The 15,997-nt window shown below is 72.2% G+C and carries 15 protein-coding genes; 2 read left to right on the forward strand and 13 right to left on the reverse strand.

The genetic code is table 11. The annotated features are described in order from the left end of the window. Positions 1-50: 50 nt before the first annotated feature. Both QUG93_RS02155 and QUG93_RS02160 read right to left on the reverse strand, forming a co-directional pair. Positions 51-1,070 carry a tetratricopeptide repeat protein gene (locus QUG93_RS02155; protein ID WP_289471962.1) on the reverse strand — a complete coding sequence of 340 codons (1,020 nt, stop codon included), beginning with the start codon at positions 1,068-1,070 and terminating at the stop codon, positions 51-53. Then, positions 1,067-2,806, reverse strand: a complete 1,740-nt coding sequence (locus tag QUG93_RS02160) for a DUF8094 domain-containing protein (protein ID WP_289471963.1) — start codon at positions 2,804-2,806, stop codon at positions 1,067-1,069. Before QUG93_RS02160 ends, QUG93_RS02155 begins: the two co-directional genes overlap by 4 nt. A 185-nt stretch (positions 2,807-2,991) precedes the next feature. Between QUG93_RS02160 and QUG93_RS02165 the strand changes: the two genes are divergently transcribed. Further along, on the forward strand, positions 2,992-4,824 hold the full coding sequence (locus QUG93_RS02165; RefSeq protein ID WP_289471964.1) for a coiled-coil domain-containing protein: 1,833 nt from the start codon (positions 2,992-2,994) through the stop codon (positions 4,822-4,824). Positions 4,825-4,927: 103 nt separating this feature from the next. Here QUG93_RS02165 and QUG93_RS02170 read toward each other — a convergent pair whose 3' ends face one another. From QUG93_RS02170 to QUG93_RS02215, 10 genes are all read right to left on the reverse strand, one after another. Next, on the reverse strand, positions 4,928-5,656 hold the full coding sequence (locus QUG93_RS02170; protein WP_289471965.1) for an alpha/beta hydrolase: 729 nt from the start codon (positions 5,654-5,656) through the stop codon (positions 4,928-4,930). Further along, on the reverse strand, positions 5,653-5,958 hold the full coding sequence (locus QUG93_RS02175; protein ID WP_289471966.1) for an Rv1322 family protein: 306 nt from the start codon (positions 5,956-5,958) through the stop codon (positions 5,653-5,655). Before QUG93_RS02175 ends, QUG93_RS02170 begins: the two co-directional genes overlap by 4 nt. Before the next feature lie 14 nt (positions 5,959-5,972). Further along, entirely contained in the window at positions 5,973-6,956 is a 984-nt protein-coding gene (locus QUG93_RS02180) for an aggregation-promoting factor C-terminal-like domain-containing protein (RefSeq protein ID WP_289471967.1), read from the reverse strand. A gap of 60 nt (positions 6,957-7,016) precedes the next feature. Next, on the reverse strand, positions 7,017-7,565 hold the full coding sequence (locus QUG93_RS02185; protein ID WP_289471968.1) for a DivIVA domain-containing protein: 549 nt from the start codon (positions 7,563-7,565) through the stop codon (positions 7,017-7,019). 68 nt (positions 7,566-7,633) lie between these two features. Continuing rightward, positions 7,634-8,644: a phosphatidate cytidylyltransferase gene (locus tag QUG93_RS02190; RefSeq protein ID WP_289471969.1), complete on the reverse strand. Its 1,011-nt coding sequence runs from the start codon at positions 8,642-8,644 to the stop codon at positions 7,634-7,636. Continuing rightward, positions 8,644-9,198, reverse strand: coding sequence for a ribosome recycling factor (gene frr, locus QUG93_RS02195; RefSeq protein WP_058750599.1), 555 nt, complete (start codon positions 9,196-9,198; stop codon positions 8,644-8,646). Before frr ends, QUG93_RS02190 begins: the two co-directional genes overlap by 1 nt. Before the next feature lie 45 nt (positions 9,199-9,243). Further along, positions 9,244-9,963, reverse strand: coding sequence for a UMP kinase (gene pyrH, locus QUG93_RS02200; RefSeq protein WP_289471970.1), 720 nt, complete (start codon positions 9,961-9,963; stop codon positions 9,244-9,246). A gap of 174 nt (positions 9,964-10,137) precedes the next feature. Further along, complete coding sequence (tsf, locus tag QUG93_RS02205; RefSeq protein WP_289471971.1) at positions 10,138-10,965, reverse strand: translation elongation factor Ts; 828 nt, start codon at positions 10,963-10,965, stop codon at positions 10,138-10,140. Between the two features lie 83 nt (positions 10,966-11,048). Next, entirely contained in the window at positions 11,049-11,957 is a 909-nt protein-coding gene (gene rpsB, locus QUG93_RS02210) for a 30S ribosomal protein S2 (RefSeq protein WP_289471972.1), read from the reverse strand. Between the two features lie 362 nt (positions 11,958-12,319). Further along, positions 12,320-13,759: a sugar porter family MFS transporter gene (locus QUG93_RS02215; protein WP_289471973.1), complete on the reverse strand. Its 1,440-nt coding sequence runs from the start codon at positions 13,757-13,759 to the stop codon at positions 12,320-12,322. 621 nt (positions 13,760-14,380) lie between these two features. Here QUG93_RS02215 and QUG93_RS02220 point away from each other — a divergent pair. Next, entirely contained in the window at positions 14,381-14,962 is a 582-nt protein-coding gene (locus QUG93_RS02220; protein ID WP_289471974.1) for a murein hydrolase activator EnvC family protein, read from the forward strand. 27 nt (positions 14,963-14,989) lie between these two features. On the opposite strand, the gene QUG93_RS02225 is transcribed toward QUG93_RS02220, so the two are convergent. Further along, positions 14,990-15,994, reverse strand: a complete 1,005-nt coding sequence (locus QUG93_RS02225) for a tyrosine recombinase XerC (RefSeq protein WP_289471975.1) — start codon at positions 15,992-15,994, stop codon at positions 14,990-14,992. Between the last annotated feature and the right edge of the window lie 3 nt (positions 15,995-15,997).

Genomic DNA, 15,997 nt, shown 5'->3' on the forward strand with positions numbered 1-15,997 from the left:
TCTCGACGACACGGGGCCGCGCCCCGCGTCGGCCGACCGGCCGACGGACGTCAGTACAGCGCGCTGGCCAGCTTCCGCCGGGCGGCGACGACGCGCGGGTCGTCGACCCCGACGAGCTCGAAGTACTCGACGAGCCGGACGCGCAGTGCCTCGCGGTCGGCGCCGAACACCGTCGGGACGAGGTCGAGCAGGCGCCCGAAGGCGTCCTCGACGTGTCCGCCGCTGACGTCCAGGTCGGCGACGGCCAACTGGGCCTCGACGTCCTGCGGCCCGGCGGCGGCAGCGCTCCGGATCTCGTCGGCCGTGCGCCCGCTCAACCGGTCGAGCAGCGACACCTGTGCGAGTCCGGCGACGGCCATCTGGTCGTGCGGGTCCTGCGCGATCGCCGTCTTGTACTCCTGCACCGCCGCGGCGTAGTCGCCGCGCTCGATCGCGTCGTACGCGGCCTGGTGGTGCGGCGGCAGCGGCTCGGGCTCGGGCTCGCCCTCGGGCTCGGCGGGTGCTGCGCCGTCGACCGTCACCCGGCCGACGACCCCGTTCTGCTCCGCGGCCGCGACGACCTGCTCGAACACGTCACGGACCTGGGCCTCGGGGAGCGCACCGACGAACAGACCGAGCGGGCGACCGCCGATCACGGCGGCCACGGTCGGGATCGACTGCGCCTGGAACGCCTGCACGAGCTGCGGGTTGGTGTCCGCGTCCACCTTGGCGAGCACCACACGGCCGTCGTACTCGGCGGTGAGCCGCTCGAGCACCGGCGACAACTGCTTGCAGGGCCCGCACCACTCAGCCCAGATGTCGACGATGACCGGCACGACCGAGGACAGCTGCAGGACGTCCTGGAACGTCTGGTCGGTGACGTCGAGGACGAGCGACGGCAGGGTCACGTCGCCGGCGGCCGGCACGGCGTCGCCGGTGGCCGGGCCGCCAGCGACACTGCCAGCGCCGGCGGCAGGAGTGTCACGGGGAGCACCGGCTCCGGGCTGGGTCGACCGCTGCGCGCGGTCGACGAGGGACGACAGGTCGACGGCTCCGCGGAGACCGGACGGGGTCGGGGGGACGTTGGTCATTGCACCTCACTCGCTGCGGTCAGGCCCTGCGTGAACCCGAGCAGGACCACCTTCTCATCACTGCCGACCGGCGGGACGGAGAACAGCAGCTGCACGCTGTACGTGGCGCTGATGCCCTTCGTGCTCGAGTCGACGCCCGAGAGCGCCTTGACGGCACCCTCGGTGTTGACCTCGGCTCCGGCCGCGGTCGGCGTGACCTTCTCGATCTCGTCGAGGTCCGCGGACACGAGTGCCCCGGCCCCGTCGGTGGCGATGGCGATCGCGCTGTCCTCGGGCACCTCCGACGAGTACTCGATCTTCGCGGTGTCCGGCAGCGATTCGGCCTTCTTGTCCTTGTACGCCTTGCCGATCGTCGACCGGAGCCCGTCGCCGTCGGTGTCGAAGAGCGACGCCGAGGTGCTGGCGGTGTCCTTCGCGAGGACGTCACCGTAGGCCGCGGCGATGTCGTCCGGGGCGATGCGGAGGAGCTTCGTGTCACCGGCGAGCCGCGCGGCACCGAGCGACGTCGGCGCGAGGCTGGGGATCTCCGCCGCGGCCTCGAGGGACACGTCGTACGCGACCTTGTAGTCGTCACGAGCGCTGTCCTGGACGAGGGTCAGGGCCTGCGGCGCGGTCTTCGCGGAGCAGTCCTCTGCCACCACCGTGAACACGGTGCGGGGCCAGCTGTCCGTCTGCTGCGGCAGCGCGACGCAGACCTGCTGCGCGGAGATCGCCGGCGGTGCGTCGACCTCGGCGTCCTTGCCCCGGATCGTGTAGTTGGCCTTGCGCAGCTCGAAGGCCGCGCCGGTGAAGCGCGTACCGATGAGCCGCGTGTCGCGGGTCTCGTCCGCCTGCTCCGCCACCGCGGCGATCCGCTCGACGATCCGCTTGATCTGCTGCTTCGTGGCAGCGGTGGGCTGGGAGGCGTCGGCGGCGCCGGTGGCGGACGCGGTGGGGGTCGGTGTCGCTGCCGTGTCCCCACCCTGGGGCCAGTAGTCGGACGAGCAACCGGCGAGCCCGAGCGCGCCGACGAGCACGATCGGCACGGCCACGAGCGACCGGCGCCCACGACGACCGCGTACCGGGACCTGTGCGCCGGCGGCGGCGGCACGGCGCGAGGCTCGCACGCGCGGCGGCCGGGAGCCCCCGCTGCGGCGACGCGGACCGCGACCACGCCGCTGGTGGAGGAACGCCCAGACGAGCAGCGCGACGCCGCCGACCAGGAACAGGCCGCCCACCACCAGGAGCGGGCCGACCGAGGGGGTCGCGGTGTCGCGGGGCCAGGTCACGGAGACGTCCGTCGGCGCGGCGGCGGTGCCGTCGGAGAGGACGACGACCGAGACGTCGGCGGGGAGCCGGACGGTGAACTGTCCGGCACCGTCCCACTCCTGGTACCAGAGGTCGCTGCCCGCGGGGTCCGGGACGGAGGCCTCGGAACCGGTCGTCCGTCCGACGAGCCGGTCCTGCTCGGCGTCGAAGCGCAGCGTGGTGTGCTTCGCGTCGCCGATCCACGCCTGGACGTCCCCGGTCTTGCCGTAGGCCGCGAAGACCTTGCCCGAGCCGGACACGTTGATGCGCTGGTAGCCGGGGTTCGCGTTGAGCGTGGACCCCGGGATGACGGTCACGGGGACAGAGGCCGTGCTCGACGACTGCGCCACCAGCGACGACGGTGGCGCGAACACGGTCCGTTGCCCGACCGCGAGCCCGACGAGCAGCAGACCGATGACGAAACTGACGATCGCCAGGACGAATCGCACGGATCTTCTCCCTACCGCGCCGGGGGTGGGGGGATCGGCGCGCGAATCAGCACTCCAGGGTAGCGACGGTCCCTGGAAGTCGCATCCCCCACCGCTGTCCACGGGCACAGTCCCGCCAGGAGGGCCGCCACTAGACTCGTCCGCGGGCCAAGGGCTGGCCCTCCGCCGACCCCCAGGAGCAACACGTGGCGAACGACGAGGCCGAGTTCGGGACCGAGCTGCGCGGGTACCGCCGCGACGACGTGGACCGCTCGCTCAACGAGCTGCGCCGCGAGCTCATCAAGGCGAACACCGACCGCGCCGAGGCCGCCAAGGAGATCCGTCTGCTGCAGGCCCGCGTCGCCGACCTGCAGAGCGAGCTCGACGAGGCCGGCACCCCGACGTACAGCGGACTCGGCACCCGGCTCGAGTCCACCCTGCGCGTCGCCGAGGAACAGTCCACCCGGCTCATCAGCCAGGCCGACATCGACGCGCAGCGACTCCGGGCCTCGAGCCGCAACGAGGCCGAGCGACTGCTGCGCGAGGCCCGGCAGGAGGCTTCGGAGACCCTCGAGGACGCCCGGTCCCGCGCCACCGACGAGCTCACCCGCGCCCGCGCGGAGTCCGCCGACACGATCGAACGTGCCCGCGCCGAGGCCGGCCTGCTCACGCAGGACGCCCGCAACGAGGCCGCGGCCGTCCGCGGCGCCGCGGTGACCGAGGCGGCCGAGGTCCGGTCCGTCGCGATCCGCGAGACGAACGCACTCCGTGCCCGCGTCGAGCGCGAGGTCGCCGAACTCCGCGAGGACGCCCAGCGCGCCGCGGAGGACGCCCGCACGAGCGCCGCCGACCTCGACCGCGAGACCGAGCACCGCCGCAGCGTCTTCGAGGCCGACCACGCCCGCCGCACCGAGGACCTCGACCGCGAGGAGACCACCCGGCGCGCCGCGCTCGACCGCGAGATCGCCGAGGGACGCGCTGCCTGGCAGCGCGAGCGTGACGAGCAGCAGCAGGAGCACGCGCTCGCCCTGGAGACCGGCCGTGCCGAGCTCGAGTCCGAAGTCGCGCGCCGTCGGGCCGAACTCGACGCCGAGGTCGCCGACCGCCGCCGTGAGCTCGACGAGGAGCTCGCCGCCGCACGCGCGGCGTGGGAGCGCGAGGCCGCCGCTGCCCGCACCGCCCTCGACCAGGAGCTGCAGGCCGCACGGGCCCAGCTGCGCGTCGACGAGGAGCAGACCCGCGCCGAGAACGAGCGGCTCGTGCGGGAGACCGCCGAGCGCACGGCGCGTGAGCTCGAGGAGCACCGTGCCCGGATCGAACGCGAGCGCGCCGAGGCGGACGACGCCGCCGAGCGCGCTGCCCGCGAGCACGCCGAGGAGCTCGCGGCCCGTCGGGAGCGCGAGCACGCCGAGGTCGACACGGAGATCGCCGACCGCCGCGCCGCCGAGCTCACGGCCCTCGAGACCGAGCGGACCGCCCTCCGTCAGGAGATCGACACGATGCGCGCCGACCTGGAGCGCGAACGCGACGCGGTCCGCGCCGAGGTCGCCCGTGAGCGCGAGGCGGCACGCGCGGCCCTGGAGTCCGAGCTCGCCGCCCGCCGCGACGACGCCGAGCAGGAGTACCTGCAGAAGCACCACGAGACGGTGACCGAGACGCAGAAGTACCTGGACGAGGCCAACCTGCAGCTGGCCGAGGCCACGCGGCGCGCGACCGAGGCGCGGGAGCGCGCCGAGCGGCTCCAGCAGGAGGCCGACGACCTCGAGCGCTCCAGCACCGCCCAGGCCCAGGAACGAGCACGCTCGATCGTCGCCGACGCCCAGGAGCGGGTGCACCGGATGATCGCCGAGGCCGAGGAGCGCAGCGCCGCCGCCGTCGCCGAGTCCGAGGACCGGCTCGCCGCCATCCGGAACGAGCGCGATGCCGTGGCGGGCTACCTCGAGAACCTGCGGGGCGTGCTCACGCACGCGACCGGCCTGCTGGACGCCCCCGCCGACGCCGCGCAGCGCGGCGACGACGAGGACGACGCCGCGCGCTGACGACCGGACCACCGGGTCACGGGAGCCGGCCTGGAGGCGCGACCAGCGCCTTCCAGGCCGACCCGCGTCGCGAGCGGGCCGGGGTGGGCCGTCGGGTGTCCTGTCAGAGGTCGACGTGCGTGGGCAGCGGAGCGCTGCCCGGGACCACGAGGTCGGCGACCGTGTCGAGCACGGTACGGACGTACCGCTCCCCCACCCAGAGGTGCTTCGCGCCCGCGACCGGCACGACGCGCACGTCCGGAGCGACGGCGAAGCGACGGACCGCCTCGTCCGGTCGCAGGAAGTCGTCGTGCTCGGGCACGAGCGCCACGACGGGGACGTCGACCTCGGCCCAGCGGGCGAGCTCCGCGTCCGAAGTGCGGTGCAACGGCGGCGAGAGCAGCACGACACCGGCGACGTTGCCGGCCGTGACGTGCTCGAGCGCGTGCTTGAGGACCACCTCGGTGCCGAACGACCACCCGAGCAGCCAGGGTGTGGGGAGCCCGCGCGCGACGGTCTCCTGCACGGCGGCGCGGAGGTCGAAGCCCTCGGACACCCCGTCCCCGAAGACACCCTCGGACGTTCCACGCGGCGAGGTCACCGACCGGAAGTTGAACCGGAGCACCGCGATGTCCGCGAGGGCCGGCAGGCGTGCCGCGGCCTTCTTGAGCACGTGGGAGTCCATGAACCCGTGGGCCGTCGGCAGCGGGTGGAGCGTGACGACGGTACCCCTAGCCGGTCGGCCGAGCGGCTCGGCGAGCTCACCGACCAGCGTGAGGTGGTCGTCGGTGACCAGTTCGACGTCCGTGCGTCGAGCGGGCAGCTCGGTGTTCGAGCGGATCTCGGTGCTCATGCGATGCTCCAGCAGTGGGTGTGCCAGTGACGCCGGGAGGCCAGGTCGGCCTCGTCGCCGAGCACGCCGTCGGCGCGCCAGACCACGACGTGTGCGGTGCCCGGCACGACGGCGAGACCGCAGCCAGGGCAGACGTACTCCTTCTGCGCCGACGCCGCCGAGACCGGCTGCACCGTGTACTCACGGCCGCGACGGACCTCGGTCCGCCGCCACGAACTCATCAGACGGCCGAGACCGGTGTCGTCGTCGGACGACTCCGGTCCGCGGCCACGGGGTCGCCGCGGTCGGTTGCTGCGCGGCACCCGGGTGCTGCCGATCAGTACCAGTTGTTGGCGACGCTGTGGCCCCAGGCACCGCACGGGGTGCCGTACACACCGGAGATGTAGTTGAGGCCCCAGGTGATCTGCGTCGCGGGGTTCGTCTGCCAGTCCGCACCCGCGGTGGCCATCTTGCTGCCGGGCAGTGCCTGCGGGATGCCGTACGCGCCGCTCGGGTTGTACGCGTTGACGCGCCAGCCCGACTCCTTGTTCCACAGGGAGACGAGGCAGTTGTACTGGTCGGCACCCCAGCCGCGAGCGGCGACCATCTGCTGCGCGATCGCCTGCGCGCTGCCCGGGTCGGGCGTCGCGGCGGTGTTGGCGAGGGTGTTCGACGGCGACACGGCCTTGGCAGCGGTGTCGGTGGTGTCCGTCTCGGTCTCGGTGACCGCCGGCTTCGGGACGACCTTCGGCTTCGGCAGGGTCACGCCGTAGCCGTCGCGGCTGACGTCGAACGCCGCGTAGGTGCCGTGCGCGGTGTACTGCTGCGGCTCGACCGGGGCCTTGACGAGCACGGGCGCGACGACCGCGGCCTGCGCGACGTCGGGCTGCATCGGGTTGAACAGGGACCCACCCACGAAGCCGAACACCGCGAAGAAGGACAGGGCCGGGATCGTCGCACGCTTCCGCATGAACGAGTTGATCGTCCGGGGCGCCTTCGCCGTCGCGGGGGCGGCGACCGCACGACGCTGCTTGACGATCCGCGGATCGGTCGTCCCCGTCGGTGTGATCGGGCCGCGCACGAGCACGGGTCCCGTGGTCGGGGACGCTGCCGTCGCGACTGCGCCCGTCGGTGCGGACGAGGGAGCGCTCAGCGGGCCCGACGGCACGGACGCCGTCTCGACCCGCGGGGTCGCGTGGAGGACCGCGTGCTCCGCCGTACGGAGTCGGTCACGTGCCGCGCGGCGCTCACCGACGACCGGACGGTCGAGGTGCTCGCGGGTACCGCGGTCGGAGCTGTTGTCTGCCGTGTGCCTGCCCATGAGTCCGTCCAGGATAACGGAACGATCACGGGATGAGAAGCACCTGTGACCCGCGCGTCGTCAGCGGACCGCGAGCATGACCTCGACGACGGCGTCGAGCAGGGCATCGACCTGCGCCTCGCGGTAGCCCCCGTGCTTCGGCCGGAACACGACCGACCGCACCTCGGTCAGGCTGAGCGGCTTGCCGTCGCGGAAGTAGCCTGCGAGCCGCTCAGCGAAGTCGTCGACGTCCTTGGGGTGGTACCCGGTGCCCAGCACGCTGGTCCGGGCGAACCGCTGCCCGTCCGGCCGCTCGAGCCGGGCGACCACGTCCGAGGCCTTCGCGCGGGCCTCGGCGTACCAGGCCTTCTGCCCGACCTCGGCGATCTCGCGCTCCCGCTCCCGCGCGGCGAAGGCGTCCTCGAGCCGCTCGAGCGCGGCGTCGACGTGCGCCGTGGAGTACCCGCCCTTGCGCATCGAGAAGGCCGTCGCCCGGATCTTCGCTGCCTCGATGCCGGGTGAGGTGTCCCCCGCCGTGTACGCGCGACGGGCGTCCTCGAGGAAGCGCTCGACCTCGTCGACGTCGTACCCGAGGCGCTTGCGGTCTTCGTTGGGGAAGGTGGTGGCCACGGCGACATTCTGCCAGCACCGGAGCATGGCGCCACCTGGACGCGCGGTCGGTCCGGCTCAGGAGACCGTCAGTGCACGATGACGAGGAACAGCACGTACGCGACGGCGGCCGACGGCAGGATGCTGTCGATGCGGTCGAGCAGGCCGCCGTGCCCGGGCAGGAACGACGAGATGTCCTTGATGCCGAGGTCGCGCTTGATCATCGACTCGGTCAGGTCGCCGAGGGTCGCGGACCCGGAGATGAGCACGCCCAGGATGATGCCCGTCCACCACGGCAGTCCGAGCATGAGCCAGGTCACGAGGATGCCGACCAGGATGCTCGCCGCGACGGACCCGGCGAAGCCCTCCCACGTCTTCTTCGGGCTGATCCGGGGGGCCATCGGGTGCTTGCCCAGGTTCAGACCGGTGGCGTAGGCACCGGTGTCGACGGCGACCACCACGAGGATGAACGCGATCACCCAGAGCTCGCCGCCGTCCTGGGCCGCGAGGAGCACCACGCACGCGCCGAGCAGCGTGATGTACGCCTGGGCGAACAGGCCGTTCGTGAGGTCACGGACGACGTGCCCGGCGGGTGGCTTCTCCCGCGCGACGGCGACCTCGACGAGCCGCCACAGCGAGACGAGGACGATCCCGCCGAGCAGCGTGAAGAGGGCGGCGGCCTGGCCGCCGAGGTACGCCGCCACGACGACGCCCACGGCCACCGCCACGCTCGGGATGCGCGGGACGTCCCGCCCCGCGAACCGCATCGCGCTCGTGAGTTCGTAGACGCCCACGCCGAGCAGGAACGATGCCACGACCATGAACGACGGCTTGAGCAACAGCAGCGAGGCGAGCATCACGACCGCGAACGCCAGCGCGATCGCGATCGCCGCCGGCAGGTTGCGGCCGGTCCGTGCCGTCAGGGCCTCGTTGCGCGCGCCGAGGTCGGCCTTGCGCTGCCGGAGCTGCGCTTCGAAGTCGGCGCGCGCCGCACGTGCACGGGCGTCGAAGTCCTGACGGAGCCCCTTCTTCGCGGGCGGTCGCGGTGCCGGCGGGCGCGGTGGTGTGGGGCGGTCGTCGCCCTGCTCGGGGAGACGCATCAGACCTCGAGGAGTTCGGCTTCCTTCTTCTTCAGCGCGTCGTCGATCTGGTCGACGTGCTTCTTCGTCAGGGTCTCGAGGTCCTTGTCGCCACGGGCGATCTCGTCGTCCGAGATCTCGCCCTTCAGCGCGTCGAGGTCGTCCTTCGCGCGGCGACGGATGTTGCGGATGACGACCTTGTGGTCCTCACCCTTGCCGCGGACGAGCTTGACGAACTCCTTGCGGCGGTCCTGCGTCAGCTCCGGGATCGTCACCCGGACGATCTCGCCGTCGTTCGACGGGCTGGCGCCGAGGTTCGGGAACGTCGCGATGGCGCGCTCGATCTCCTTGAGGGCCGACTTGTCGTACGGCGTGACGATGAGCGTGCGTGCCTCGGGCGTCTGGAGCGACGCGAGCTGCGCGAGCGGCGTCGGGGTGCCGTAGTAGTCTACCGGGATCTTCTGGAAGAGGGCGGCGTTGATGCGTCCGGTACGGACGGTCGCGAAGTCGTCCTTGGCGACGTCGACGGCCTTCGCCATCTTCTCGGTGGCTTCGGTCAGGACATCACTGATCACGGTGGTTCTCCTTCGGTACTGAGTCGAGTCTAGTCAGCGCGCGGGTCAGTTGCTGACGACCGTGCCGATGCGCTCCCCGCGGATCGCGGCAGCGACGTTGCCCTCGCCCTCCATGCCGAACACGTGCATCGGCATGCCGTTGTCCATGCACAGCGAGAAGGCCGTGGCGTCGACGACCTTGAGGCCCTGCAGCAGGGCGTCCTGGTACGTCACGTGGTGGAGCTTCTCGGCCGTGGCGTCCTTCTTCGGGTCCGCGGTGTAGACGCCGTCGACGCCGTTCTTGGCGACGAGGACCTCGTGCGCGTCGATCTCGAGCGCTCGCTGCGCCGCGACGGTGTCGGTCGAGAAGTACGGCAGTCCGGCGCCGGCACCGAAGATCACGATGCGGCCCTTCTCGAGGTGCCGCTCGGCACGCCGCGGGATGTACGGCTCGGCCACCTGGGTCATGCTGATCGCGGACTGCACACGGGTGGCGGCACCGGCCTGCTCGAGGAAGTCCTGCAGCGCGAGCGCGTTCATGACCGTGCCGAGCATGCCCATGTAGTCGGCACGCCCACGGTCCATGCCGCGCTGCGAGAGCTCGGCACCGCGGAAGAAGTTGCCGCCGCCGACGACGATCGCGACCTCGACGTCCTGCGCCGCCTCCGCGATCTCCTTGGCGATGGTGCCGATGACGTCGGGGTTGACGCCGAGGGACCCGGCCCCGAAGGCCTCCCCCGACAGCTTCAGCAGGACCCGGCGGCGTCCGGTCTTCTCGTTCGTCATGTGGCGCACCCTTCGTCGATGGTCTCGTGGGAATCTACCCGGCCGCAGCCGGTCCGGCGGAGGAGGTCGTGCCTCCAGGCCGGCCCCGCGCACCGGAGTGCACGGGTCTGCGCGCCGCAGCGCGCAGAAACGGGGCCCGGAACCGATGTGGTTCCGGGCCCCGTCACGGGTTCGCTACGCGCCGACCTTGACGCGGGCGAAGCCCTGGATCGTGATGCCCGCGTTCTCGGCGGCCTTCGCGACGGACAGCTTGTTGTCCTTCGCGTAGTCCTGCTCGAGGAGCGCGACCTGCTTGCGGTACGCGTTGAGGCGACCCTCGACGATCTTCGGCAGGGCGGCCTCCGGCTTGCCCTCCTCGCGCGTGATCGCCTCGACGGTCGCGCGCTCCTTCTCGATCGCCTCGGCCGGGATCTCGTCGCGCGTCAGGTAGGTCGGGTTCGCGAACGCGACGTGCTGCGCGATGGAACGAGCCTCGGCCGCGTCGGAGCCCGAGTAGGCGATGACGACGGCGATCTGCGGCGGCAGGTCCTGGCTGGTCTTGTGGAGGTAGACCTCGAACGCGTCGCCCTCGACACGGACGACCGTGCGGAGCGCCAGCTTCTCGCCCAGCGCAGCGGCGGCCTCGTCGATCGCCTCGGCGACCGTCTTGCCGTCGAGCGGCGCGGCGTTGCCGGCCTCGACGTCGGACGCACCAGCGGCGGCGACCGCGGCGACGACCTTGTCGGCGAGCGTGGTGAACTTCTCGTTCTTCGCGACGAAGTCGGTCTCGCTCGCGAGCTCGACGACGGTGGCGGCGCCACCCTCGGTCGACGCGACGACGACACCCTCGGAGGTCGCACGGTCATCGCGCTTGGCGACGGCCTTCGCGCCCTTGATGCGGAGGAGCTCGACGGCCTTGTCGTAGTCGCCGTCGGCCTCGACGAGGGCGTTCTTGGCGTCCATCATGCCGGCCCCGAGGTCCTCACGGAGCTTCTTCACGTCAGCAAGGCTGTAGTTGGCCATTGACTGGAGTCCTTTCTGGACTGTGGTTGTGGAGAGGTGAGTGGGAGCGGGCGCCGGCCCCGAGGGACCGACGCCCGCGGTGATCACTCGGCGGGGGTGGCGTTCTTCGCGTCGTCGGCGATCGGCTCGCCGATCTCCTTCGCGGCGACCTGCGCGTCGGCGTCGTTCTCCTCGACCGTGGCGCCCTCGCCCTCGGTCTGGCCGGCGGCCGGGGCCGTCTCGGCCGGAGCCGACTCGGTCTGGCCCGAGAGGAGCTCCTGCTCCCACTCGGCGAGCGGCTCGGCCTCTTCCTCGTCGCCGCCGTTGTGGCGGGTCTTGAGGCCCTCGGCCGCGGCGTCGGCCACGATGCGGGTCAGGAGACCGACGGAGCGGATCGCGTCGTCGTTGCCCGGGATCGGGTACGTGATCTCGTCGGGGTCGCAGTTGGTGTCGAGGATGCCGATGACCGGGATCCCGAGCTTCTGCGCCTCGTCGACGGCGAGGTGCTCCTTCTTGGTGTCGACGATCCAGAGCGCGCTCGGGGTCCGCGTGAGGTTGCGGATGCCACCGAGGGTCTTGTGGAGCTTGTCCAGCTCGCGCTTCTTGATGAGGAGCTCCTTCTTGGTGAAGCCCTTCGTCGTGTCGTCGAAGTCGATCTCCTCGAGCTCCTTCATGCGCGCGAGGCGCTTGGAGACCGTCTGGAAGTTCGTGAGCAGACCGCCGAGCCAGCGCTGGTTGACGTACGGCTGGCCGACGCGGGTCGCCTGCTCGGCGATGGAGCCCTGCGCCTGCTTCTTGGTGCCCACGAAGAGGATCGTGCCACCGTGCGCGACCGTCTCCTTGACGAAGTCGTACGCACGGTCGATGTAGGCCAGCGACTGCTGCAGGTCGATGATGTGGATGCCCGAGCGCTCGGCGAGGATGAAGCGCTTCACCTTCGGGTTCCACCGACGGGTCTGGTGTCCGAAGTGGACGCCGCTGTCGAGCAGCTGGCGGATGGTGACGACGGCCATGCCGTCCCTCCTTGTTCTCGGCGCACGGCTGTTGGGCCGTGCGCACGGTTGCGGTTGTGTCGGTCGCGACCGGTGGTCGTGACCCCTGGCGCCCTGTCCGAACGGCCGCCTGCTCGTGAGAGCAGGACCGGTGGCCGGGGACGCGAGTGGACGCGCGAAGTCAGCGCGCGAGAGCGCACTGCGGTGGCAATGCTAGCAGGTCGTGGGACGCACAGGAGGCGGGGGGGGGGGGGGGCCCCCCCCCCGCCCCCCGGGCGGGGGGGGGGCGGGGGGGGGGGGCCCCCCCCGGGGGGGGGGGGGGGGGGCGCCCCCCCCCCCCGCCTCCAGGCAGGTGGTGACGCTGGTGCGTCGCTGGTGCCTTGCTACTTGGTGGACGCCGTCTCGCCGTCGGCGGTGATCCCCATCTCCTCGAGGGAGCGGCCCTTCGTCTCGGGGATCTTCGCGATGACGAAGAACAGGGACACCAGCGCGAACAGCGCGTAGATGCCGTAGGTCACGGTCAGGTTGAAGCCGGAGAGGACCGGGAAGGTGATCGTCACCACGAAGTTCGCGATCCAGTTCGCCGCCGAGCCGATGCCGAGCGCGGTCGCGCGGATGCGGTTCGGGAACATCTCGCCGAGCAGGACCCACATGAGCGGGCCCCAGGTGGCGCCGAAGGACACGACGAACAGGTTCGCGAAGATCAGCGCGATGATGCCCCACGAGCCGGGCAGGCTCGGCGCACCGTCGACGATCGTCGCCTGCGAGAACGCGATCGCGACCATGGTCAGCGACACGAACATGCCCGAGGAGCCGGCGATGAGGAGCGGCTTCCGGCCGAGCTTGTCCACGGTGAAGATGGCGATGAACGTGACCGCCACGTTCACGACCGAGGTGATGGTCGAGATGAGGAACGAGTCGCTCTCCTTGAACCCGACGGCCTGCCAGAGCGTCGTCGAGTAGTAGAAGATCACGTTGATGCCGACGAACTGCTGCAGCACGGCGAGGATGATGCCGACCCAGACGATGGGCTGCAGGCCGAAGCGGTCGCCCCGGATCGAGCCCTTCTTCTCGTTGGCTTCCTTCTTGATGCCGTCCTGGATCTCCTCCAGGCTCGTGTTCACCGTGTCGCGCGGGACGATCTTGCCCATCACGTCGCGGGCGTCGTCCGTGCGGCCCTTCGACAGCAGGAAGCGCGGGGACTCCGGCAGCGTGATCGCCAGGACGCCGTAGACGACCGACGGCACGACGCCGACCAGGAACATCCAGCGCCAAGCCGCGAGCCCGAGGACCTGCTCCGAGGCGCCGCCGGCGGTCACCGCGAAGATCTGGTCGGACAGGAGCGCGGCGAAGATGCCGAGCGTGATCGCGAGCTGCTGGAACGAAGCCAGACGACCGCGGATGGCCTTCGGGGAGACCTCGGAGATGTACGCGGGGGCGATGACCGACGCGGTACCGATGCCGAGACCGCCGACGAGGCGCCAGATCACCAGGTCCCAGGTGGCGAACGCGAAGGCGCTGCCGATCGAGCTGACGAAGAAGAGCACGGCGGCCCAGAACATGACGCGGGTGCGACCCCAGCGGTCGGCGAGTCGGCCGGCGAAGTAGGCACCGAAGGCGCAGCCGATCAGAGCGGAGGCGACGGCGAAGCCGCTGGCAGCCTCGGACAGGCCGAACTCGCCCTTGATCGCGTCGACGGCTCCGTTGATGACGGAGGAGTCGAATCCGAAGAGGAAGCCGCCGACTGCCGCCGCGATGGCGAACAGGGTGACCTTCCCCTTGAACGCACGGTCCTCGCCGTGCTGGGTGGACGTGTTCGACACGGTGCTCCAGGTTCCCGCCGCCGTGCTGGGTGGCGCACGGTGCCCCGGCGGTCGGCTGGTTCGCCGTCCGAGCGGCGTTGCATGGGTCCGGAGCGGCCCCGACTGTACTCGCTGGCGGCCCTCGGGGCACATCGGGGCGGGGCGGCGGGGTGTCGTGCGGGGTGCGGGGTGCGGGGTGCGGGGTGCGGGGTGCGGGGTGCCGGGTGCCGGGTGCCGGGTGCCGGAGGCGGGGGTACGCCGGGTGCCGGGTGCGGGGTGCGGGCGCACCGGGGACGCGGTCGCCCTACGACATCGCCGTTGTCGTACGACGTCGACGATGTTGCGGGAGTCGGTGCGCCGGCGCGTACGGAGCCCGTGGCGACGACCTCGCCGTCGTCGACGTGGACGGAGTCGCGCGAGTCGAGCGAAGTGCCGGCCCGACGGACGGGGCGACGACATCGCTGTCGTCCGACATCGGCGGTGTCGCACGGGCCGAGCGGACCGTCGGGCCGCCCGACGGGACGGCATCCGGACGCGCTGCGTTCCGTGGTCGAGTCCTGCACAGCACCGGATCGTCGGCGGCGCTCCACAGGTCGGCTGCGGCTCCCTGTGCCGCCGCGGCCGGTCGGCGAAGCTCGGACCATGACATCGATCCCCGTCCGCCGGACGCTCGGCGCAGTCCTCACGTTGGTGCTCGCAGTACCGCCGGCAGCGGGGTGTGCGCTCGTGTCGACCGCGGTCGGCGCTCCGGCCGGTGACACGTCGCGCGGGGTCGAGCCAGCCGACAGCGTCGAGCGGGCCGCCCCACCGTGGGTGTGGCCGACCGGGAGCCGACAGGTGCTCCGCGGGTGGGAGCAGCCGGCGGACGACTACTCGGCGGGACACCGCGGGCTCGACGTCGCGGCGCCGATCGGCACCACCGCCGTCGCGGTCGCCGACGGCACGGTGACCTTCGCAGGACAGGTCGGTGGCCGGGGCGTCGTGTCGATCGACCACGGCGGCGGGCTGGTCAGCACCCTCGACTCGGTGGTCCCCGCCGTCGCCGCCGGCTCGCAGGTGACGCGGGGCGAGGCGGTGGGGACGGTCGCCGCCGGGCACTGCACGGCATCGGAAGCGTGCCTGCACCTCGGCGTACGGCTCCAGGACCGCTACGTCGATCCGCTGCCGTACCTGCCCGCCGCCGACTGGCCCGTGCTCCTGCCGGAGTCGGCGTGGCCGGGGTGAGGCGGTGCCGGTGCTGCGGAGCCGGTGTCACGCCCGCGGGTGCGCGGTCCGGTAGACCTCCCGGAGTCGGGCGGACGACACGTGCGTGTAGATCTGCGTCGTCCCGAGGCTCGCGTGCCCGAGCAGTTCCTGCACCGCCCGCAGGTCCGCTCCCCCGTCGAGCAGGTGGGTCGCCGCCGTGTGCCGGAACGTGTGCGGCCCGCTCGGTCCCGCGCCGGGCAACCCCTCGAGTGCCCGAGCGACGATCCGGTACACGCTCCGGACCCCGAGCCGAGCCCCGCGGTCCCCGAGGAACAGCGCTGCACCGCCCGGCTGCCCTGCACCGCCGCGCTGCCCTGCGTCCGCCGACCGCTGCACGCCCTCCGCGCGACGCGCACCCGACCGGTCGGCCGCTGCCGCGGCGAGCGCCGGACGCCCGCGCTCGAGCCACGCCTCGAGTGCGTCACGCGCGGGAACGCCGAACGGCACCACCCGTTCCTTGCTGCCCTTGCCGAGCACCCGGACGGTCAAGTGGACGCGGTCGACGTCGCCCAGGTCGATGCCCACGAGTTCGCTGACACGGATGCCCGCCGCGTACAGCAGTTCGACGACCGCGAGGTCCCGGAGGGCGCCGGGATCCTCCGTGCCCGCTCGGGCGGCGAGCTGACGGAGCACCGTGCCCACCTGGTCCGAGGAGACGACCCGCGGCAGGTGCGCCGCGCCCTTCGGTGCCCGGAGCCGGACGCCGGGGTCGATCCTGAGCATCCCGGTCTCGCTCGCCCACCGCGTGAACGCCCGCACCGAGGACGACCGGCGGGCGATGGTGGACCGCGCGAGCCCGCGCTGGTCGGCGTCCCAGAGCCAGTCGCGGAGCAACTCCAGCCCGAGGTCCTGCACGCCGGCACTCCCCCGCTCCGCGGCGAAGGCGACGAGCTGGTCGAGGTCGTTCGCGTACGCCCGCACGGTCTGCTCGCTGAGGCCCCTGGCGTGCCGGACGTGCTCGAGGAACGACTCCACCGCCGCCACGAGTCGCCCGTCCGTCCGCTCCGCCACGAC

Origin of the sequence: Curtobacterium caseinilyticum, from assembly GCF_030363035.1 — a bacterium.
GTDB lineage: Bacteria > Actinomycetota > Actinomycetes > Actinomycetales > Microbacteriaceae > Curtobacterium > Curtobacterium caseinilyticum.